This window comes from Paractinoplanes aksuensis (genome assembly GCF_024137025.1).
GTDB classification, from domain to species: domain Bacteria; phylum Actinomycetota; class Actinomycetes; order Mycobacteriales; family Micromonosporaceae; genus Actinoplanes; species Actinoplanes aksuensis.
On the sequence record NZ_JAMYJR010000003.1, the window covers coordinates 159,063 to 174,251 of the forward strand.

The 15,189-nt window shown below is 71.1% G+C and carries 16 protein-coding genes; 9 read left to right on the forward strand and 7 right to left on the reverse strand.

Features of this window, described 5'->3' with window-relative positions; translation table 11 throughout:
• Window positions 1–31 precede the first annotated feature (31 nt).
• The gene (locus M1L60_RS05055) at window positions 32–1,420 is read left to right on the forward strand and encodes a WD40 repeat domain-containing protein (protein WP_253236096.1); all 1,389 of its coding nucleotides are present in this window, start codon (window positions 32–34) and stop codon (window positions 1,418–1,420) included.
• 1 nt (window position 1,421) lies between these two features.
• Here the strand turns inward: M1L60_RS05055 and M1L60_RS05060 are convergent, their stop codons facing one another.
• Together M1L60_RS05060 and M1L60_RS05065 are read right to left on the reverse strand one after the other, a co-directional pair.
• Entirely contained in the window at window positions 1,422–2,045 is a 624-nt protein-coding gene (locus tag M1L60_RS05060; protein WP_253236097.1) for an L-threonylcarbamoyladenylate synthase, read from the reverse strand.
• Between the two features lie 9 nt (window positions 2,046–2,054).
• On the reverse strand, window positions 2,055–2,966 hold the full coding sequence (locus M1L60_RS05065; RefSeq protein ID WP_256516026.1) for an NAD(P)-dependent oxidoreductase: 912 nt from the start codon (window positions 2,964–2,966) through the stop codon (window positions 2,055–2,057).
• Between the two features lie 3 nt (window positions 2,967–2,969).
• On the opposite strand from M1L60_RS05065, the gene M1L60_RS05070 reads away from it, so the two are divergent.
• Genes M1L60_RS05070 through M1L60_RS05080 form a run of 3 tightly spaced genes read left to right on the forward strand, consistent with a single transcriptional unit; the run spans window position 2,970 to window position 4,272 of the window.
• Window positions 2,970–3,503 (forward strand): GNAT family N-acetyltransferase, encoded by a 534-nt coding sequence (locus tag M1L60_RS05070; protein ID WP_253236099.1) that lies wholly within the window; start codon window positions 2,970–2,972, stop codon window positions 3,501–3,503.
• Window positions 3,504–3,534: 31 nt separating this feature from the next.
• Complete coding sequence (locus M1L60_RS05075) at window positions 3,535–3,777, forward strand: hypothetical protein (protein ID WP_253236100.1); 243 nt, start codon at window positions 3,535–3,537, stop codon at window positions 3,775–3,777.
• A gap of 51 nt (window positions 3,778–3,828) precedes the next feature.
• Window positions 3,829–4,272: a DUF1707 SHOCT-like domain-containing protein gene (locus tag M1L60_RS05080; protein ID WP_253236101.1), complete on the forward strand. Its 444-nt coding sequence runs from the start codon at window positions 3,829–3,831 to the stop codon at window positions 4,270–4,272.
• Here M1L60_RS05080 and M1L60_RS05085 read toward each other — a convergent pair whose 3' ends face one another.
• Window positions 4,273–5,706: a peptide MFS transporter gene (locus M1L60_RS05085; RefSeq protein ID WP_253236102.1), complete on the reverse strand. Its 1,434-nt coding sequence runs from the start codon at window positions 5,704–5,706 to the stop codon at window positions 4,273–4,275.
• A gap of 47 nt (window positions 5,707–5,753) precedes the next feature.
• Between M1L60_RS05085 and M1L60_RS05090 the strand changes: the two genes are divergently transcribed.
• From M1L60_RS05090 to M1L60_RS05105, 4 genes are all read left to right on the forward strand, one after another.
• Window positions 5,754–7,181 (forward strand): NAD-dependent succinate-semialdehyde dehydrogenase, encoded by a 1,428-nt coding sequence (locus M1L60_RS05090; RefSeq protein ID WP_253236103.1) that lies wholly within the window; start codon window positions 5,754–5,756, stop codon window positions 7,179–7,181.
• A 5-nt stretch (window positions 7,182–7,186) separates the two neighbouring features.
• Entirely contained in the window at window positions 7,187–7,870 is a 684-nt protein-coding gene (locus tag M1L60_RS05095; protein WP_253236104.1) for a class I SAM-dependent DNA methyltransferase, read from the forward strand.
• A 41-nt stretch (window positions 7,871–7,911) separates the two neighbouring features.
• A complete protein-coding gene (locus M1L60_RS05100) occupies window positions 7,912–8,511 on the forward strand; it encodes a mycothiol-dependent nitroreductase Rv2466c family protein (RefSeq protein WP_253236105.1) in 600 nt (199 codons plus the stop codon).
• Between the two features lie 318 nt (window positions 8,512–8,829).
• On the forward strand, window positions 8,830–9,984 hold the full coding sequence (locus tag M1L60_RS05105; RefSeq protein WP_253236106.1) for a sugar ABC transporter substrate-binding protein: 1,155 nt from the start codon (window positions 8,830–8,832) through the stop codon (window positions 9,982–9,984).
• A gap of 5 nt (window positions 9,985–9,989) precedes the next feature.
• On the opposite strand, the gene M1L60_RS05110 is transcribed toward M1L60_RS05105, so the two are convergent.
• Together M1L60_RS05110 and M1L60_RS05115 are read right to left on the reverse strand one after the other, a co-directional pair.
• Window positions 9,990–11,936 (reverse strand): hypothetical protein, encoded by a 1,947-nt coding sequence (locus M1L60_RS05110; RefSeq protein WP_253236107.1) that lies wholly within the window; start codon window positions 11,934–11,936, stop codon window positions 9,990–9,992.
• Between the two features lie 83 nt (window positions 11,937–12,019).
• Window positions 12,020–12,343: a putative quinol monooxygenase gene (locus M1L60_RS05115; RefSeq protein ID WP_253236108.1), complete on the reverse strand. Its 324-nt coding sequence runs from the start codon at window positions 12,341–12,343 to the stop codon at window positions 12,020–12,022.
• A gap of 69 nt (window positions 12,344–12,412) precedes the next feature.
• On the opposite strand from M1L60_RS05115, the gene M1L60_RS05120 reads away from it, so the two are divergent.
• On the forward strand, window positions 12,413–13,213 hold the full coding sequence (locus M1L60_RS05120; protein ID WP_253236109.1) for an IclR family transcriptional regulator: 801 nt from the start codon (window positions 12,413–12,415) through the stop codon (window positions 13,211–13,213).
• Here M1L60_RS05120 and M1L60_RS05125 read toward each other — a convergent pair.
• Together M1L60_RS05125 and M1L60_RS05130 are read right to left on the reverse strand one after the other, a co-directional pair.
• Window positions 13,200–14,141: an amidohydrolase family protein gene (locus M1L60_RS05125; protein WP_253236110.1), complete on the reverse strand. Its 942-nt coding sequence runs from the start codon at window positions 14,139–14,141 to the stop codon at window positions 13,200–13,202. The two genes, M1L60_RS05120 and M1L60_RS05125, sit on opposite strands and share 14 nt — an antisense overlap.
• 1 nt (window position 14,142) lies before the next feature.
• Window positions 14,143–15,141 (reverse strand): NAD(P)-dependent alcohol dehydrogenase, encoded by a 999-nt coding sequence (locus M1L60_RS05130; protein WP_253236111.1) that lies wholly within the window; start codon window positions 15,139–15,141, stop codon window positions 14,143–14,145.
• Window positions 15,142–15,189: the final 48 nt, after the last annotated feature.

Sequence of the window (15,189 nt, forward strand, 5' to 3'; positions counted from 1 at the left end):
TCATTGCGCCTTGGTGTCCAGCATATGTCGCGTGACAGCAGGGAGCGCCCCGGCGCCAGCCGCGCCGGTCAGCTGCGTCGCCTTCCGCGCCGACGGCCGGCGGCTGGCCAGCGGCACCCAGGCCGGCGCGGTGACCGTGTGGGAGACCAGCGACCCCGCCCGCCCCGTGACCCTGACCGAATTTGCCCATCGTTCGGCCGTGCTGGCCGCGTCCTGGAACCCGGGCGCGTCCGATCTGCTGGCCACCGGGTCGGCCGACGGCACGGCCGCGGTGTGGCGGGTCGTCGACGACCGGCCGCCCCACCTGATGAAGGTGCTGGGTGGTCACCCGGCCCCCGTCACCGGGGTCAGCTGGATGCCCGACGGCCAGCACCTGCTCTGTCAGCTGGGCGACGGGCGGGCGGCGGTGTGGCAGGCGTTCGGCGAGACCTATCTGGGCGAGATCGGTGATTGCGTACGCCTCGACGTGAGCGCCGCCGGTCTCGTGGCCACCGTGGGCACGAGCGGGTTCGTCGCCGTGCGCGACCTCGCTCAGGACCGCTCGCCGCTGGCCGGCCGGGCCGCGCCCGCGGTCGAGGCCTGCGCCTGGTCGCCCGACTCGTCGACGCTGGCCCTGGCCCGTCGCGACGGCGCGATCGAGCTGCGCAACACCCACCTCGACCCGATCCGCACGCTGCGGGCCGGGGACGCGCCGCTGCGCTCGGTCACCTGGTCGGCCGACGGGCGGCACGTGCTCGCGGGCGCGTACGACGGCGCGGTGTTCGCCCTCGACCCGTCGAGCCGTCCGGTGTGGCGGCTGACCGACCCGACGATCCGCACCCGCTCACTCGCGGTGGGCGGGCCGGTGCTGGCCACGGCCACGTTCGCCACCCGGCCCTACCTGCTCGACGGCACCTCCGGCGTACCGCTGACGCCCGGTCTGTCGCTGCCCGCGCTGCCCGCGCCGACCCGGCCGTTCCGCAACGGCGTGCTGGCCGCGGAGGGGCGCGTGGTCACGGCCGGGCCGCCCGACAACCGGTCGGTGGTCGTCGAGCACGACCTGCGGGTCGGCGCGATCGACTCGCTGGCCGACCGGGTGATCGTGTCGGCCGCCCATCAGGCGGTGCGCGTGGCCCGGCTCGACCCGATGGCGTACGAGGTGGAACGCGGCATCACCCTGCGGGCGCCCGAACCCGTACGCACGGTGGCCCTGCTCGGCACGCCCGAGACCACGGTCGTGGTGGCCGCGTCGTACGAGTTCCGGCTCTATTCGTGGACCGTCGACTGGTCCGGCCCGCCGGTCGGCCCGACCCCGGCCGGCGAGTTCCCGGCCGGCGTGGCCGCGCTGCAACGGCTCGACGAACAGCGGCTGACGGCGACCGACCACCGCGGCGAACTGGTCATCCTCGCGCTGGGCGCGGACGGCGCGCTCTCGAGCTGATTCAGGCCGAGAAGCGCGACGGGTCGCCCGCGCCGACCCGCAGCACCTCGGGCTCGCCCTCGGAGAGGTCGACCACGGTGGTCGGCTCGACGCCGCCCTCGCCCGAGTCGATCACGGCGTCGACGGCGTGGTCCAGGGTCTCCTTGATCTCCCAGCCCATCGTCATCGGCTCGTCCTGACCGGGCAGCAGCAGCGTGGTCGACACGAGCGGCTCGCCCAGCTCGGCCAGGATGGCCTGGGCCACCACGTGGTCGGGGATGCGCGCGCCGACCGTTTTCTTCTTCGGGTGCAGCAGGCGCCGTGGCACCTCTTTGGTCGCGGGCAGGATGAACGTGTACGGGCCGGGGGTCGCCGACTTCACCGCGCGGAAGGCCGCGTTGTTGATCTGCACGAACTGGCCCAGCTGGGCGAAGTCCCGGCACATCAGCGTGAAGTGGTGCCGGTCGTCCAGGTGCCGGATCTCGCGGATCCGGTCCAGCCCGGCCTTGCTGCCCATGCGGCACCCCAGCGCGAACAGCGAGTCCGTCGGGTACGCGATCACCCCGTCGGCCCGGATGATGTCGACCACCTGCTTGATGGAGCGCGCCTGCGGGTTGTCCGGGTGCACGTCGAAGTACTTCGCCACCAGCGCAGCCTAGTGAGTCCGTTCCGGGAAGGCGTGCACAACCGCCGCCATGTCCGCCTCGGCGTGACCGGAAGCGGCGGCTGCGGCGTACAGGTCGCGGCACACGTCCAGCAGCGGTGACGGGATGCCCCGGCGCCGGGCCGACGCCACGATCAGCTCGTTGTTCTTGAGCACGTCGTGGATGGCCGCCTGCACCGCGAAGTCCCCGTCGGCGATCTTGCCGCCCTTGCCCCGGGAGACGGCGCTGGCCATCGGCCCGGCGTCGAGCACCTGCCGCAGCAGGTCGGCGTCGACCCCGTGCCCCCGGGCGAAGTGGAAGGCCTCGGCCAGCCCGGTGACCAGGCTGATCAGGAACGTGTTGACCGACAGCTTCATGAGCAGCCCGCCCGGCACCGGGCCGCACTCGAACACCTGGCGGCACAGGGGCGCGAGAATCGGGCGTACGCGGGAAAGGTCTTCCGGTTCTCCGGCGATCATGGCGACGAGCTCACCCGCCTCGGCCGGCCCGCGCGAGCCGGAGACCGGCGCCTCTACGTACCGTCCGCCGGCGGCTTGGATCCGGGCCCCCAGCGCGGCCGAGTATTCCGGGCTGGTGGTGCCCATGTGGACGACCACGGTGCCGTTGAGTCCCGCGGGCAGCACGCTGTCGATGGCTTGCTCGGTCGCCAGCATGAGGATGACGACCTCGGCCCGGGCGAACACCTCGCCCGGCTCGGCCACGCGGGTCGCGCCCGGAGGAGTGTCACCCCGGTCCGTACGACTCCAGACGACCAGATCGACGCCGGCCCGCACGAGATTGGCCGCCATCGGCCGCCCCATCACGCCGAGCCCCAGAAACCCCACGGTCATGCCGCTACCGTACGACCGCACCCGGCCCGGCCGAGGCAGCCAATTGCCGGTTCGTGGCTGTGGTGTGATCATGCGGTGGCACTCACTCACCGACTGGCGACCCGCGACGACATCGGCTCGCTGGAGGCACTGGTCAACCTGGCGATCGCCGAACTGCAGAAAGACTTCCTGAGCGACGACCAGATCCGCAGCAGCGTGGCCATCATGGGCCTCGACACCCAGCTGATCGACGACGGCACGTACTTCGTCATCGAGTCGGACGGGCAGCTGGCCGGCTGCGGTGGGTGGAGCCGCCGGGCCACCCTCTACGGCGGCGACCACTCCACGACCCGCGACTCGGCCCTGCTCGACCCCATGAAGGACCCGGCCAAGGTGCGGGCCATGTACACCCATCCCGGCTTCACCCGCCGCGGGGTGGGACGGCTGATCCTGACATTGTGCGAGCAGGCCGCTGCGGCCGAGGGCTACACGCGGCTCGAGCTGATGGCCACCCTGGCCGGCGAGCCGCTCTACCGCCATTACGGCTTCCGCGAGGTCGAGCGGATCGAGGACGACCGCGGCGGCGCCCCCGTCCCGATTGTTCGCATGCGCAAACAGATCGGCGGTTGACGGGTACACAGTGGACCGCGATGCTCGAAGCATGCCCGTCTCAGTGAACCTGGACGCCCTGCTCGACGAACCGTTCCGCGACCTACCCCTGGCCGAGCTCGTCAACGCGCCCGTCGCCGCCCTCTCCGGCGTCAGCGACGAGGAGGCCGAGGGGCTGCGCCTGGCCTTCGGCATCGCCACGATCGGCGATCTCGCCGCCAACGATTTTGTCCGTGCCGCCACCGCCATCGCCCGCCTGGCCGAAGTCACCCAGGCCCCGCCACCCCCGCAATAACCGCCCGCTCGGCCGAAGCGGCTGTCCCGCCGGGCTGGCTACGCTGTCGTCGTGACGGGGGTGGAGCACGACGTTCCGGAGGACTACGTGCCCGGGGCCGATCGGCTGATCGGCACTCCGGAGCGGGTGTCGGCGCGCGAGGCGCTCGAGGATCACCTGGCCGAGAAGCGACTCGACCCTCCCGAGTACGAGCGGCGCGTGGAAGCCTCGAAACGGGCCCGGACCCAGTCCGAGTTGATGCGGATCTTCGCCGACCTGCCCGTTCCGCATCCCGAACTGCCGCCCGCCGGCCCGCCCGCGGCGACCGCCGTCGACGACGAGGATCCGCCGGCCGTGTTCTTCGCCGGCTGCCTGACCCTCGCGCTCGGGCTGCCGGTGGCGGTGGTGCTGGGTTTCGCGTACGGCGCCTGGTGGTCCCTGGCCGTGCCGGTCGCCGTCACCGTGGCGATGGCCTACATCGAGCACCTGCGCACGCCCCCGAAGGCCGAACCGTAGTCACTTGACCCCGCCCATCAGTTCGCGCAGTGGCTTGGCCAGGGCCAGCAGGGCCGCGCCGAGCACGATGGCGATCGCGCCCAGGATGCCGAAGTACGGCACCTCGTTGTCCTCGCTGTAGTAGCCGGCCAGCGTGCCCGACAAAGCTGTGCCCAGCGCGACCGACAGGAAGAACAACGCGACCATCTGGGTCCGGAACGCTTCCGGGGCCAGCTTGGTCGTCAGCGACAGGCCGACCGGGGAGAGCAGTAGCTCGGCGATCGTGAAGACCAGCAGGATGCCGGTCAGGCCGAGCAGCGGCACGCTCGCGGTGCCGGCGAACGGCAGGAACAACAAGAACGCCACGCCCATGACGGCGGTGCCGGCGGCGAACTTGACCGGGGTCGAGGGCTGGCGGTCGCCGAGCCGGGTCCAGATCGCGGCGAACACGCCGGACAGGATGATGATGAAGACCGGGTTGATCGACTGGACCCACGAGACCGGCATCTCCCAGCCGAACAGGTCGCGGTCGAGGCGCTTGTCCGAATAGATCGTGACCACCGTGAACTGCTGCTGGTAGAGCGACCAGAACGCGGCGCTGGCGATGAACATCGGAATGAAAGCGAGCACTCGGCGCCGCTCGACGTCGCTGATCCGGTGGCTGGTCAGGATCACCGCGAAGTAGGCGACCGCGGCCAGGATGCTGAGCACGACCACGATGTTGGACAGCCAGTCGGCCTTGACCGCGCCGGTCAGCGCGAGCACGACCACGAGCGCCACCACCACGGCCGCGGCCCCGAACACGAGCGGGCGGCGACCGGCCGGCAGCGGGTTGGCGATCTCGCGGGCGGACGGCGGCAGGTTGCGGCGGCCGACGGCGTACTGAATGAGGCCGATCGCCATGCCGACCGCGGCCAGACCGAAGCCCCAGTGGAACCCGGCCTCGGACTGCAGCACCCCGGTCAGCAGCGGACCGGCGAAGGCGCCCAGGTTGATGCCCAGATAGAAGATCGAGAAGCCGGCGTCGCGGCGCTCGTCCCCGGCCTCGTAGAGCAGGCCGACGATCGTGGTCGCGGTCGCCTTGACGCCGCCGCTGCCCAGCGCCACCAGCACCAGGCCGACCGCCACGCCGGGAATGCCGGGAATGACGGCCAGCGCGATGTGCCCGGCCATGACCAGGACGGCGCTGCCGAAAAGCACCTTCTCGGGCCCGAACAGGCGGTCCGACAGCCAGGCGCCGACCACCGTCGAGAGATAGACCGAGCCGCCGTACGCCCCGACGATGCTGGTCGCCGTGGCCTCGTTGATGCCCAGGCCACCGCGCGAGGACTCGTAGTACAGGTAGATGAGCAGGATGCCCTGCATGCCGTAGAACGAGAACCGCTCCCACAGCTCCACGCCGAAGAGGTTGGCGAGGGGCCGCGGCTGCCCGAAGAAGGTCATGCGGCGTCGCATACCCCACAACCGTGGCGCCGAAAAGCGACCTGCACCATGCTGGGGCTGTGGAAACTGAACTCTTCATCGGCGGTAAGTGGGTTCCCGCGTCGTCCGGGAACCGTTTCGACGTGCTCGACCCGGCCACCGGCGACGTGATCGCCACGGTGGCCGACGGTGGTGAGAGCGACGCCATCGCGGCCGTGGACGCGGCGGCCGAGGCCGGCCCGGCCTGGGCGGCCACCCCGCCCCGCGTACGGGGGGAGGCTTTGCGCAAGGCCTGGGAGCTCATGACCGAGCGGGCCGACGACCTGGCCAAGCTGATCAGCCTCGAGAACGGCAAGGCCCTGACCGACGCCAAGGGCGAGGTCACGTACGCGGCTGAGTTCTTCCGCTGGTTCGCCGAGGAGGCCGTCCGGGGCGCCGGCGAGTTCGCGACCGCGCCCTCGGGGGCCAACCGGATCCTGGTCACGCGCCAGCCGGTCGGCGTGTGTGTGCTGGTCACGCCCTGGAACTTCCCGGCCGCGATGGCCACCCGCAAGATCGGCCCGGCCCTGGCTGCCGGCTGCACGGTGGTGCTCAAGCCGGCCAGCGACACCCCGCTGACCGCGCTGGCCATGGCGGCCATCCTGGCCGAGGCCGGGGTGCCGTCGGGCGTGGTGAACGTGCTGCCGTCGCGCAGCTCGGGCAAAACCGTGGGCCGGATGCTGAAGGACCCGCGCGTCCGCAAGCTGTCCTTCACCGGTTCGACCGAGGTCGGCCGGCTGCTGCTCGCGCAGGCGGCCGAGGGCGTGGTCAACACTTCGATGGAGCTCGGCGGCAACGCGCCGTTCCTGGTCTTCGCCGACGCCGACCTGGACGCGGCCATCGAGGGCGCCATGATCGCCAAGATGCGCAACGGCGGCGAGGCCTGCACCGCGGCCAACCGGTTCTACGTCGAGTCGTCGGTCGCGGCCGACTTCTCGCAGCGGCTCGCCGCGCGCATGTCGCAGCTGCGGGTGGGTCCCGGCACCGACGAGTCGACGCAGGTCGGCCCCCTGGTCAACGAGGACACCGTGGCCAAGGTCGACTCGCTGGTCCGGGGCGCGCTCGAGGCCGGGGCCAAGGCCGAGACCGGGGGCAGCCGGCCCGAGGGCAACGGCTTCTACTACCCGCCGACGGTGCTGACCGGGGTCGCGCCCGACGCGCCGATCCTGCGCGAGGAGATTTTCGGCCCGGTCGCCCCGATCGTCACGTTCACGAGCGAGGACGAAGCGGTGCGGCTGGCCAACGATACGGAGTACGGCTTGGTCGCGTATGTCTACACGGGCGACCTGGCCCGGGGCCTGCGGGTCAGCGAGCACATCGAGGCCGGCATGGTCGGGCTCAACCGGGGCCTGGTCAGCGACCCGGCGGCGCCCTTCGGCGGCGTCAAGCAGAGCGGCATCGGCCGTGAGGGCGGCCATGAGGGCCTGCTCGAATACCTGGAGTCGAAGTACATCGCCGTCAACTGGTGACGCCGGTGTTCTCACCTCGGGGGCCGTCGCTGCGCGAGCTCGCGGTGCAGGCGTTGTCGTCGGTCGAACGCGGCTACGACCTGCTGGCGCCGAAGTTCGATTTCACCCCTTTCCGTACGCCCGACAGCATCCTCGCCGCCACGGCCGGGGCGCTGTCGGGCCTCGGTCCGTTCGGCGCCGGACTGGACGTCTGCTGCGGCACGGGCGCCGGGTTGTCCGTGCTCGAGCCGCTGTGCGACCGGATGACCGGCGTCGACTTCAGTGCCGGCATGCTCGCGCAGGCTCGTGCCGCCCGGCCCGGGGCCACCCTGGTCCGGGCCGACGCACGGGCGCTGCCGTTCACCGAGGGGTTCGACCTCGCGGTGTCGTTCGGGGCGCTCGGCCACTTCCTGCCGGCCGAACGGCCCGCGCTGTTCGACGGGGTGTGGCGCGCGCTGCGCCCGGGCGGGCTGTTCGCGCTGGCCCTGGGCGCGCCGCCGCCGGTGATCTCGCTCGCGCACTGGGCCACGGTCGGCTTCGACCTGGTCATGCGGGTGCGCAACGCGGTGTGGCGGCCCCCGTTCGTCATGTACTACCGGGTCAGCCCGCGGCCGGCAGTCACCGCGGATCTGCGGGCCGCCGGTTTCACCGTGGAGCATCGGCCGGGCCTGTTGCTGGCCCGCAAATTGGCCCACTCAGAAGGGTCATGATTGGCGGCCGGGTCGAGCCGATCGCCTCGTACCGTAGAGGCGTGACAAAAGTTGATTTCTATTTCGACCCGGCCTGCCCGTTCGCCTGGATCTCGTCCCGCTGGATCCTCGAGGTCGAGCAGCAGCGCGACCTCGACCTGCGGTTCCGCGTGATGAGCCTGTACGTGCTGAACGAGGGCCGCGACCTCGACGAGTGGTACCGCGACCTGATCGACCGTTCGCTCGGCACTGTCCGCGTGGTCACCGCCGCCGCGCAGCAGCACGGCGAAGAGGTGCTGCGCGACCTCTACACGGCTCTCGGCACCCGCATCCACAACAACGACAACAAGGACTTCGAGCAGGTCATCGCCGAGGCGCTGGCCGAGGTCGGCCTGCCCGCCGGCCTGGCCGAGGCGGCGGCGAGCACCGAGTACGACGAGGCGCTGCGCAAGAGCCACCACGAGGGCATGGACCCGGTCGGCGAGGACGTCGGCACCCCGACCATCCACATCGACGGCGTCGCCTTCTTCGGCCCGGTGCTCAACAGCATCCCGCGCGGCGAGCAGGCCGCGAAGATCTTCGATGGCGCCGTGGCCCTGGCCGGTTATCCCGACTTCTTCGAGCTCAAGCGCACGCGTACGGGCGAACTGAACTTCACCTGAGCGCGGCCCCACGACGATCGGACCGATTCGCCCGGCCGGGTGAGCCGGTCCGATCGTCCGTCCGTACCGAACTTGATCGTCTTTTCCGCCGCCGGCCGGCGACGGGCCGCTTGACGAGTACCCTCGCCGACGAAGATGACCAGGCAAGATCGTCAGGTTCTGCACAGTCTGTGATGCGAGTGTGCTCACGGACCGGAAATGAACTATTTTTCTTCCCGGCGCCGTACCCCCTGTCGGGCGCGCCCGGGTCTGCCTGATACTTGGTCGGCCCATCGCCCGGGCCGAGGTCGAGTTTCACCGGAGAGGACGACTCACCAAATGCGCAAGAAACTGTTGGCTATCGCCGCCGTCGGCCTGATGGCGACGGCCACCATGACTGCGTGTGATGACTCCGGTGATTCGGGTGACACGAGTAGTGGCAGTGGCAACACGTCGTCGGGCAACGGCAAGGCGCGGGTCGGCGTGATCCTGCCCGACACCGAGAGCTCGAAGCGGTGGGGCAACGAGGACCCGAAGTTCCTGAAGGCCGCGTTCGACGAGGCGAAGGTGCCGGTCGAGATCGTGAACGCCCAGGGCGACCGGGCCAAGTTCGTGCAGACCGCCGAGTCGATGGTCAACAGCGGTGTCAAGGTGCTGATCATCGCCAACCTCGACTCGATCAGCGGCAAGGCCGCCCTCGACCTGGCCAAGAAGAAGAAGATCCCGACGATCGACTACGACCGTCTGACCCTGAACGGCGGGGCCGACTACTACGTCAGCTTCGACAACAACAAGGTCGGCAGCCTCCAGGCGTACGGCCTGATCAAGTGCCTCGAGGCCAAGGGCGCCCAGAACCCGATCGTCGCGCAGCTCAACGGCTCGCCGTCGGACAACAACGCCCGCCTGTTCAAAGAGGGCTACGACATCCCGCTGAACGAGAAGTACGACGCCGGCGAGTTCACCAAGGGCCCCGACCAGTGGGTGACGGACTGGGACCCGGACGAGGCCACCAAGCTCTTCGAGCAGATGCTCTCGCAGGCGCCGAACATCCGGGGCGTGCTCGCGGCCAACGACGGCATCGGCGACGCCGTGATCAAGGTGCTGCGCAAGAAGAAGCTGAACGGCATCGTCCCGGTGACCGGGCAGGACGCGACGCTCGAGGGCCTGCAGAACCTGCTGACCGGCGAGCAGTGCATGACGGTCTACAAGGCGACCAAGCTCGAGGCGGTCAACGCGGCCAGCCTAGCGGTCAAGCTCTTCAACAACGAGAAGCCGACCGTGGCCAACCAGCTGAAGGACCCGGAGTCGGGCGCGTACGTGCCGTTCGTGAGCCTGGAGCCCCAGGCGATCACCCTCGCCAACATCAACAAGGTCGTGGCCGAGGACAAGTACGTCCCGCAGGCCACCCTGTGCAAGGGCAAGTACCTCGCGCTCTGCAAGCAGCACGAGGTCGGCACCTTCGTCAAGGCCGACGATGACGACGAGGACCGCTGAGCCGGTCAGTCACTCAGCGCCAGGCCGCCCGCGTCGAACCGGAGCAGCCGTGAGGTCGAGCCGCTCCGCAGCTCGACCTCGGCGCCGGGCCGGCCGTCGAGGTCGAGGGCGCGGACCGGAACCGGCTTCTCGTCCCGCCGGTACGGCAGCGTGAGGTCGAAGACCTGGCCCGCGGTGAGCACCGCCCGTGCCGTCCAGGTCCCGGCCCGCTCGTAGATCAGCACCGTGTCGGTCCGGCCGTCCCCGTCGAGGTCGGCCCGGACCGACGTGCGGCAGGTCGAGTCGGCCGGGACGAACGCGCCGCCCAGGCCGGGCCGGCAGACCCCCGGGCCCATCGCGCCGATCCGCTCCGCCTCGTCCGCCGGGAAACCGCCGGCCGGCTGGTCGTGGGTCAGCGCGGTCCAGGTGCCGTCGAGGGCGACGCACAGCCGGTAGTTCTGGCCACCGGCGGCGGTCTGCCGCACGATGCCGACGTCCTCGGGCGGCAGGCCCAGGTCGGACAGGCGGGCCGGATAGGTGAGCAGGTCGGGGTCGGCCAGGCCGTAGACGTACCCGTCGCGGGCCGTCTCGTCGCACGGCCAGCGCAGCGGCGGCGTGGTGACCAGGGCGGCCACGGCCTCGGTGACGGCCCGGCCGGTCAGGGTCGTGTTCGACCACACCAGGCCGGGCGGGGGCAGCGCGCCGGGCAGGGCGTCGCGCAGCGCGGCCGCGTACAACTTCTCCTGGGTCGCCACGACGGAGGCCGGGATGGACCCGCCGGGCTCGTTGAGGGCCTTGCGGGGGATGACCGGGCTGCGCTCGGCGGTCACCCGCCAGCCCGCCCCGGCGCCGTCGTCGGGCCGGCCGGCGACGCCGGCGGGCAGCTCGCGGATCGCCGTCAGCACGGCCTGGGCCATCCCGTCGCGGTCCTGTTTGGCCAGCTTCTCGTCGGTTCCGGCGACGTTCTCGGGCAGGATCCGCTCGGCCGCCAGTGCCGCGGTCACGCACAGCAGCACCCGATCGCCCCGGGCCGGATCGGCCGCGGGCCGGTCCAGCACGCACCGGACGGCCTGCACGGTCACCTCGGCCGGGACGAAGGCCCGGCTCATGACCTCGACGACGTACTCGGCCACGGCCACGTCGGGACCGGTGCGGGTGACGAACTCGATCGTGCGGTAGTTGCCCGGCAGCGTGAGGTCGAGGGCGCCCTGACCGGGCAGGAACGTGTGATCACGATCGGCCGCGGCGACCCCGCGCCAGACCTCGTCGGCCAGGCCGGTGTCGCCGGGCTGGGCCACCGTGATCGGCGGGTAGGCGCCGAGCTCGGCGAACTGGCCGTAAGCCCGGTTGCCGGTCACTCGTAGCAGGGCCGGCCGGTCGACGGCGCCCGCGGCCACGCAGGTCTTCACGGCCTCGCCCTCGGCCCGGGCGGTCCACCGGTCGGAGCGGGTGGTGCCGCACTCCGGGTCCGGGGCGTCCTCGGCGCCGGACCCGGACGAGAAGTCGGGGGCGGTGACCCTCGTGTGCCCGGCCGACACGATCGACAGGTGGCCGACGATCGTCGTGATCGTGCGGGCCGTGGGGTCGACCAGGCCGCCCTGACCGCTCCACACCCCGTCCTCGCCGCGCGACACCACCGTGATGAGGTCGTCGGTGGCGGCCTCGCGCAGCGGCAGCCGCAGCGTGGCCGAGGTCAGCAGCCGGGCCCCGCCGAGCTCGATGTCGACCGGTTCGGTGAGCCAGCTCAGCCCGTGCGGGGCGGCCACGCTCGGCCGCGGCACGACCCGGACCTCGGTGTCCTGGCTCAGCGCGCCGGGCGCGAACCGCACCGCGACACCCTCGTCGGTGGTGACCGTGCCGCCCCGGAGCGCGCTGACCTGGACGGCCGTCACCGGCGAGCGGAGCGACCACACGACGACGCCACCGACTGCCAGCAACACGGCCGCCACCATCGCGGCCAGGGCCACGCGCACGAATCTCCTCCTGGGTCCCGGGGGACCCACGGTAGGAAGGGCTCTCAAGTGCGGTGAACCTCCGGTCGGGCACGACCGTGCGCCTATTCGACGGCGAGCTCCCCCAGTTCGGACCAGCCGTCCTGGTCAACAGTCTGACTCACGATCTTGGGAGTCGCCCGCAGATACTGTGGCAGGTCTTGCTGGGCCTGCTTGAAGTGGGCCGAGCCGACGTGCGCAGCGCCCGCGTCACCGTCGCGGAACGCCTCGACCAGCACGTACTCGGTCGGGTCGTCGAGACTGCGGGACCAGTCGAACCACAGGCAGCCCGCTTCGCCGCGGGTCGCGGTCGTGAACGGGCCCGCGATCTCGGGCCAGCTGTCCGCGAACTCGGGCTTGATCGGGAACTTGGCCGTAATGAAGATCATGTCGAACTCCCTTTCGCGCGATCAGTCAACGGTCTTCCACCATCTGTACCAGGGCCGCAGGCTGGGGTGATGAACAAGGGCACCGGGGTCCTGCAGTCCGTCGAGCGGGCCATGCGCGTGCTCGACCACATCGCCGCCGCACCCGGTCCGGTGCAGGCCAAACAGGTCGCCGCGGCCCTCGGGCTGACCCTGCCCACCACGTACCACCTGCTCACCACGCTGGTCACCGGCGGCTATCTGGTGCATCTGACCGACGAGCGGGCCTACGCCCTCGGCCACCGCGTCGACGACCTGGCCCGCGGCCTGCACCGCCAGATCGAGGCGTCGCCCGAGGTGCAGCGGGTGGCCTCGGTGATCCACCGCGAGGCGCAGGCCGCGGCCTACTACGCCGCGCTGCGCGACGCCGAGATGATCGTCGCCCACGTCGTCGAGTGCGCCCTGCACCCGCGCATCCAGCCGCTCGCCATCGGTTTCCATCAGGCCCCGCACGCCACCGCGTTCGGCAAGCTGATGCTGGCCCAGCTGCCCGCCGACGACCGCGAGACCCTGCTCGAGCACACCGGCACCCCGGCCGTCACACCGGCCACGGTGACCGACCGCGACCTGCTCGCCCGGCAACTGCGGCAGGTCCGCGGCACCGGCCTGGCGGTCGAGGTGGATGAGTTCCAGGCCGGTCTGAGCTGCATGGCCGCCCCGGTCACGGACGCCGCCGGACGTTTCGTCGGCGCGGTGGCCGTCTCCATGCCGACGACCCGGCTGCGCGCGGACAGGTGGTCGGTCGAGCGGGCGGTGCGGCTGGGCGCCGTCCGCGCCACGCGGGCCGTCGCCCTCACCACCGCCGCCCGCACCGGCCGCATCACTCCACCTTGAGGTCGTACAGGTGGGCGGCGTTCAAGCCCAGGATCTTCTGCTTGATGGCCGGCGTGAGGACCCCGTACTCGCTCTGCAGGTCGTCCGGGATCTGGAAGTCGACGAACCGCTCGACCAGCCACTTCGGGTGCCCGACGGCGTAGTTGCTGCCGAACAGGATGCGGTTCTCGCCGATCCAGTAGAGCAGCTCGCCGATGATCCGCGCGAAGTAGCGCGGCCGGGTGTGCAGGAACGGCAGGGCCACCGCCAGACCGCCGTACACATTGGGCTCCTGAGCCGCGGTCCAGCAGAAATCCTCGATCCGGGGCAGCCCGACGTGCTCGACGAAGAAGCGCAACCCAGGGAAGGCGGTGGCCGCGTCGTCGACGTCCGCCAGGTCTCCGTTCGTCGGGTGCACGTGAATGTTGCGGATGCCCAGTTCCTGGCACTTCTCGAGATACCGGTGGGCCCACGGGTCGCTCAGTCGCCAGCCCTTGCTGATCCCCTTCCACTCGGCCGGGCCCACCAGGACCCCCGGTAGCTGCCAGCGTTCGTGCAGCGCCTCCAGTTCGGCCAGCCCGGCCTCGCCGTCCCGCGGATCCCAGCGGCCGTTGACGATGAACCGGCCCGGATGCCGCTGGGCGATCTCGCCGTTCTGCTCGGTCGTCTCGAAGCCGTTGACGAACCAGTCCGGCCGGCCGGTCGGCTGCAGGATCGCCACGTCGTCGGGCCCGGCCTCGAACAGGTCGTCGATCAACCGCTGTTCGGGGTAGCGCTCGAACTCCTCCAGCGTCCACCGGTGTTCGTCGGGGGAGAGGCGGCGGTGGAAGCCGTACAGGCCCCGGACGAAACCCTCGCCGTACCGGTTGATCTGGTTGGCCGGGCTGCCGTCCCAGAAGTGCACGTGCCCGTCGACGACGAAGTAGCTCTGCCCGTCGGAGTGGAACACGTCAGGGCACCAGGATGCCGCGCCCCTGCAGCCGGCCGGCCTCCAGATCGTCCATCGCCTCGTTCACCGCGCTCAGCGGATATTGCCGCGTGTGCAGCGTGACCTTGCCCTGGGCGGCCAGCGTCATCAGCTCGTCGAGGTCGTTGTACGAGCCGACCAGGTTGCCGATGATGTTGCGCTCGGTCGAGATCAGGTCGATCGTCGGGATGTTCACCGCGCCGCCGTAGCCGATCACGTAGTAGCTGCCGGCCCGCCGGGTCATCGTCAGGCCGAGCGCCTCGGCCCCCTGCTCACCGACGAAGTCGAGCACCACGTCGGCGCTGTCGGTCAGGTCGTTGCCGTTCGCGACGACCTCGTGCGCGCCCAGTTCGGTGGCGAGCTCGCGGGCCTTCTCGTTGGGGTCGATCACGACGACCCGGGCCGCGGTCATGGCGAGCAGGCACTGGATGCCGATGTGGCCGAGCCCGCCGGCGCCGATCACCACGACGGTCTGGCCGGGATAGAGCAGAGGCACTGCTTTCCGTACGGCGTGATACGCGGTCAGCCCGGCGTCGGCGAGCGCGGCCACGGCCGCCGGTTCCAGGCCGTCCGCGAGCTTGACCACCGACCGCGCGCTGGTCAGCAGGTATTCGGCCATGCCGCCGTCGGTGTCGATGCCGGGGAATTGCGAGTTCTCGCAGTGCACGTCGTCGCCCGAACGGCACGCCCGGCACAGCCCGCAGGTGACCAGCGGGTGCAGGATCACCGCGTCGCCGGGGGAGACGTTGGTGACCGCGCTGCCGACCGCCCGCACCCAGCCGGCGTTCTCATGACCGATCGTGTACGGCAGTTGCACACCCGACTTCTCGGCCCACTGCCCTTCGATGATGTGCAGGTCGGTGCGGCACAGTCCGGCCGCGCCGACCTGCACGAGCACGTCGAACGGACCGCTGACCTCGGGCTCGGCCACGTCGTCGATCGACGGTCGCTTGCCATAGGAGTGAACACGGACAGCCTTCATCGGCTACGCCTCCCTGATGGTTACCGGAGGTCTTCGAGAGTGCGCAGC

What these genes read in the sequence shown, in the direction of transcription:
- M1L60_RS05065 (WP_256516026.1), bottom strand. Translation starts at nt 2,966, where the DNA reads ATGATCACACCACAGCCACGAACCGGCAATTGGCTGCCTCGGCCGGGC.
- M1L60_RS05075 (WP_253236100.1), top strand. Translation starts at nt 3,535, where the DNA reads ATGCCCGTCTCAGTGAACCTGGACGCCCTGCTCGACGAACCGTTCCGC.
- M1L60_RS05085 (WP_253236102.1), bottom strand. Translation starts at nt 5,706, where the DNA reads ATGCGACGCCGCATGACCTTCTTCGGGCAGCCGCGGCCCCTCGCCAAC.
- M1L60_RS05105 (WP_253236106.1), top strand. Translation starts at nt 8,830, where the DNA reads ATGCGCAAGAAACTGTTGGCTATCGCCGCCGTCGGCCTGATGGCGACG.
- M1L60_RS05115 (WP_253236108.1), bottom strand. Translation starts at nt 12,343, where the DNA reads ATGATCTTCATTACGGCCAAGTTCCCGATCAAGCCCGAGTTCGCGGAC.
- M1L60_RS05120 (WP_253236109.1), top strand. Translation starts at nt 12,413, where the DNA reads ATGAACAAGGGCACCGGGGTCCTGCAGTCCGTCGAGCGGGCCATGCGC.
- M1L60_RS05130 (WP_253236111.1), bottom strand. Translation starts at nt 15,141, where the DNA reads ATGAAGGCTGTCCGTGTTCACTCCTATGGCAAGCGACCGTCGATCGAC.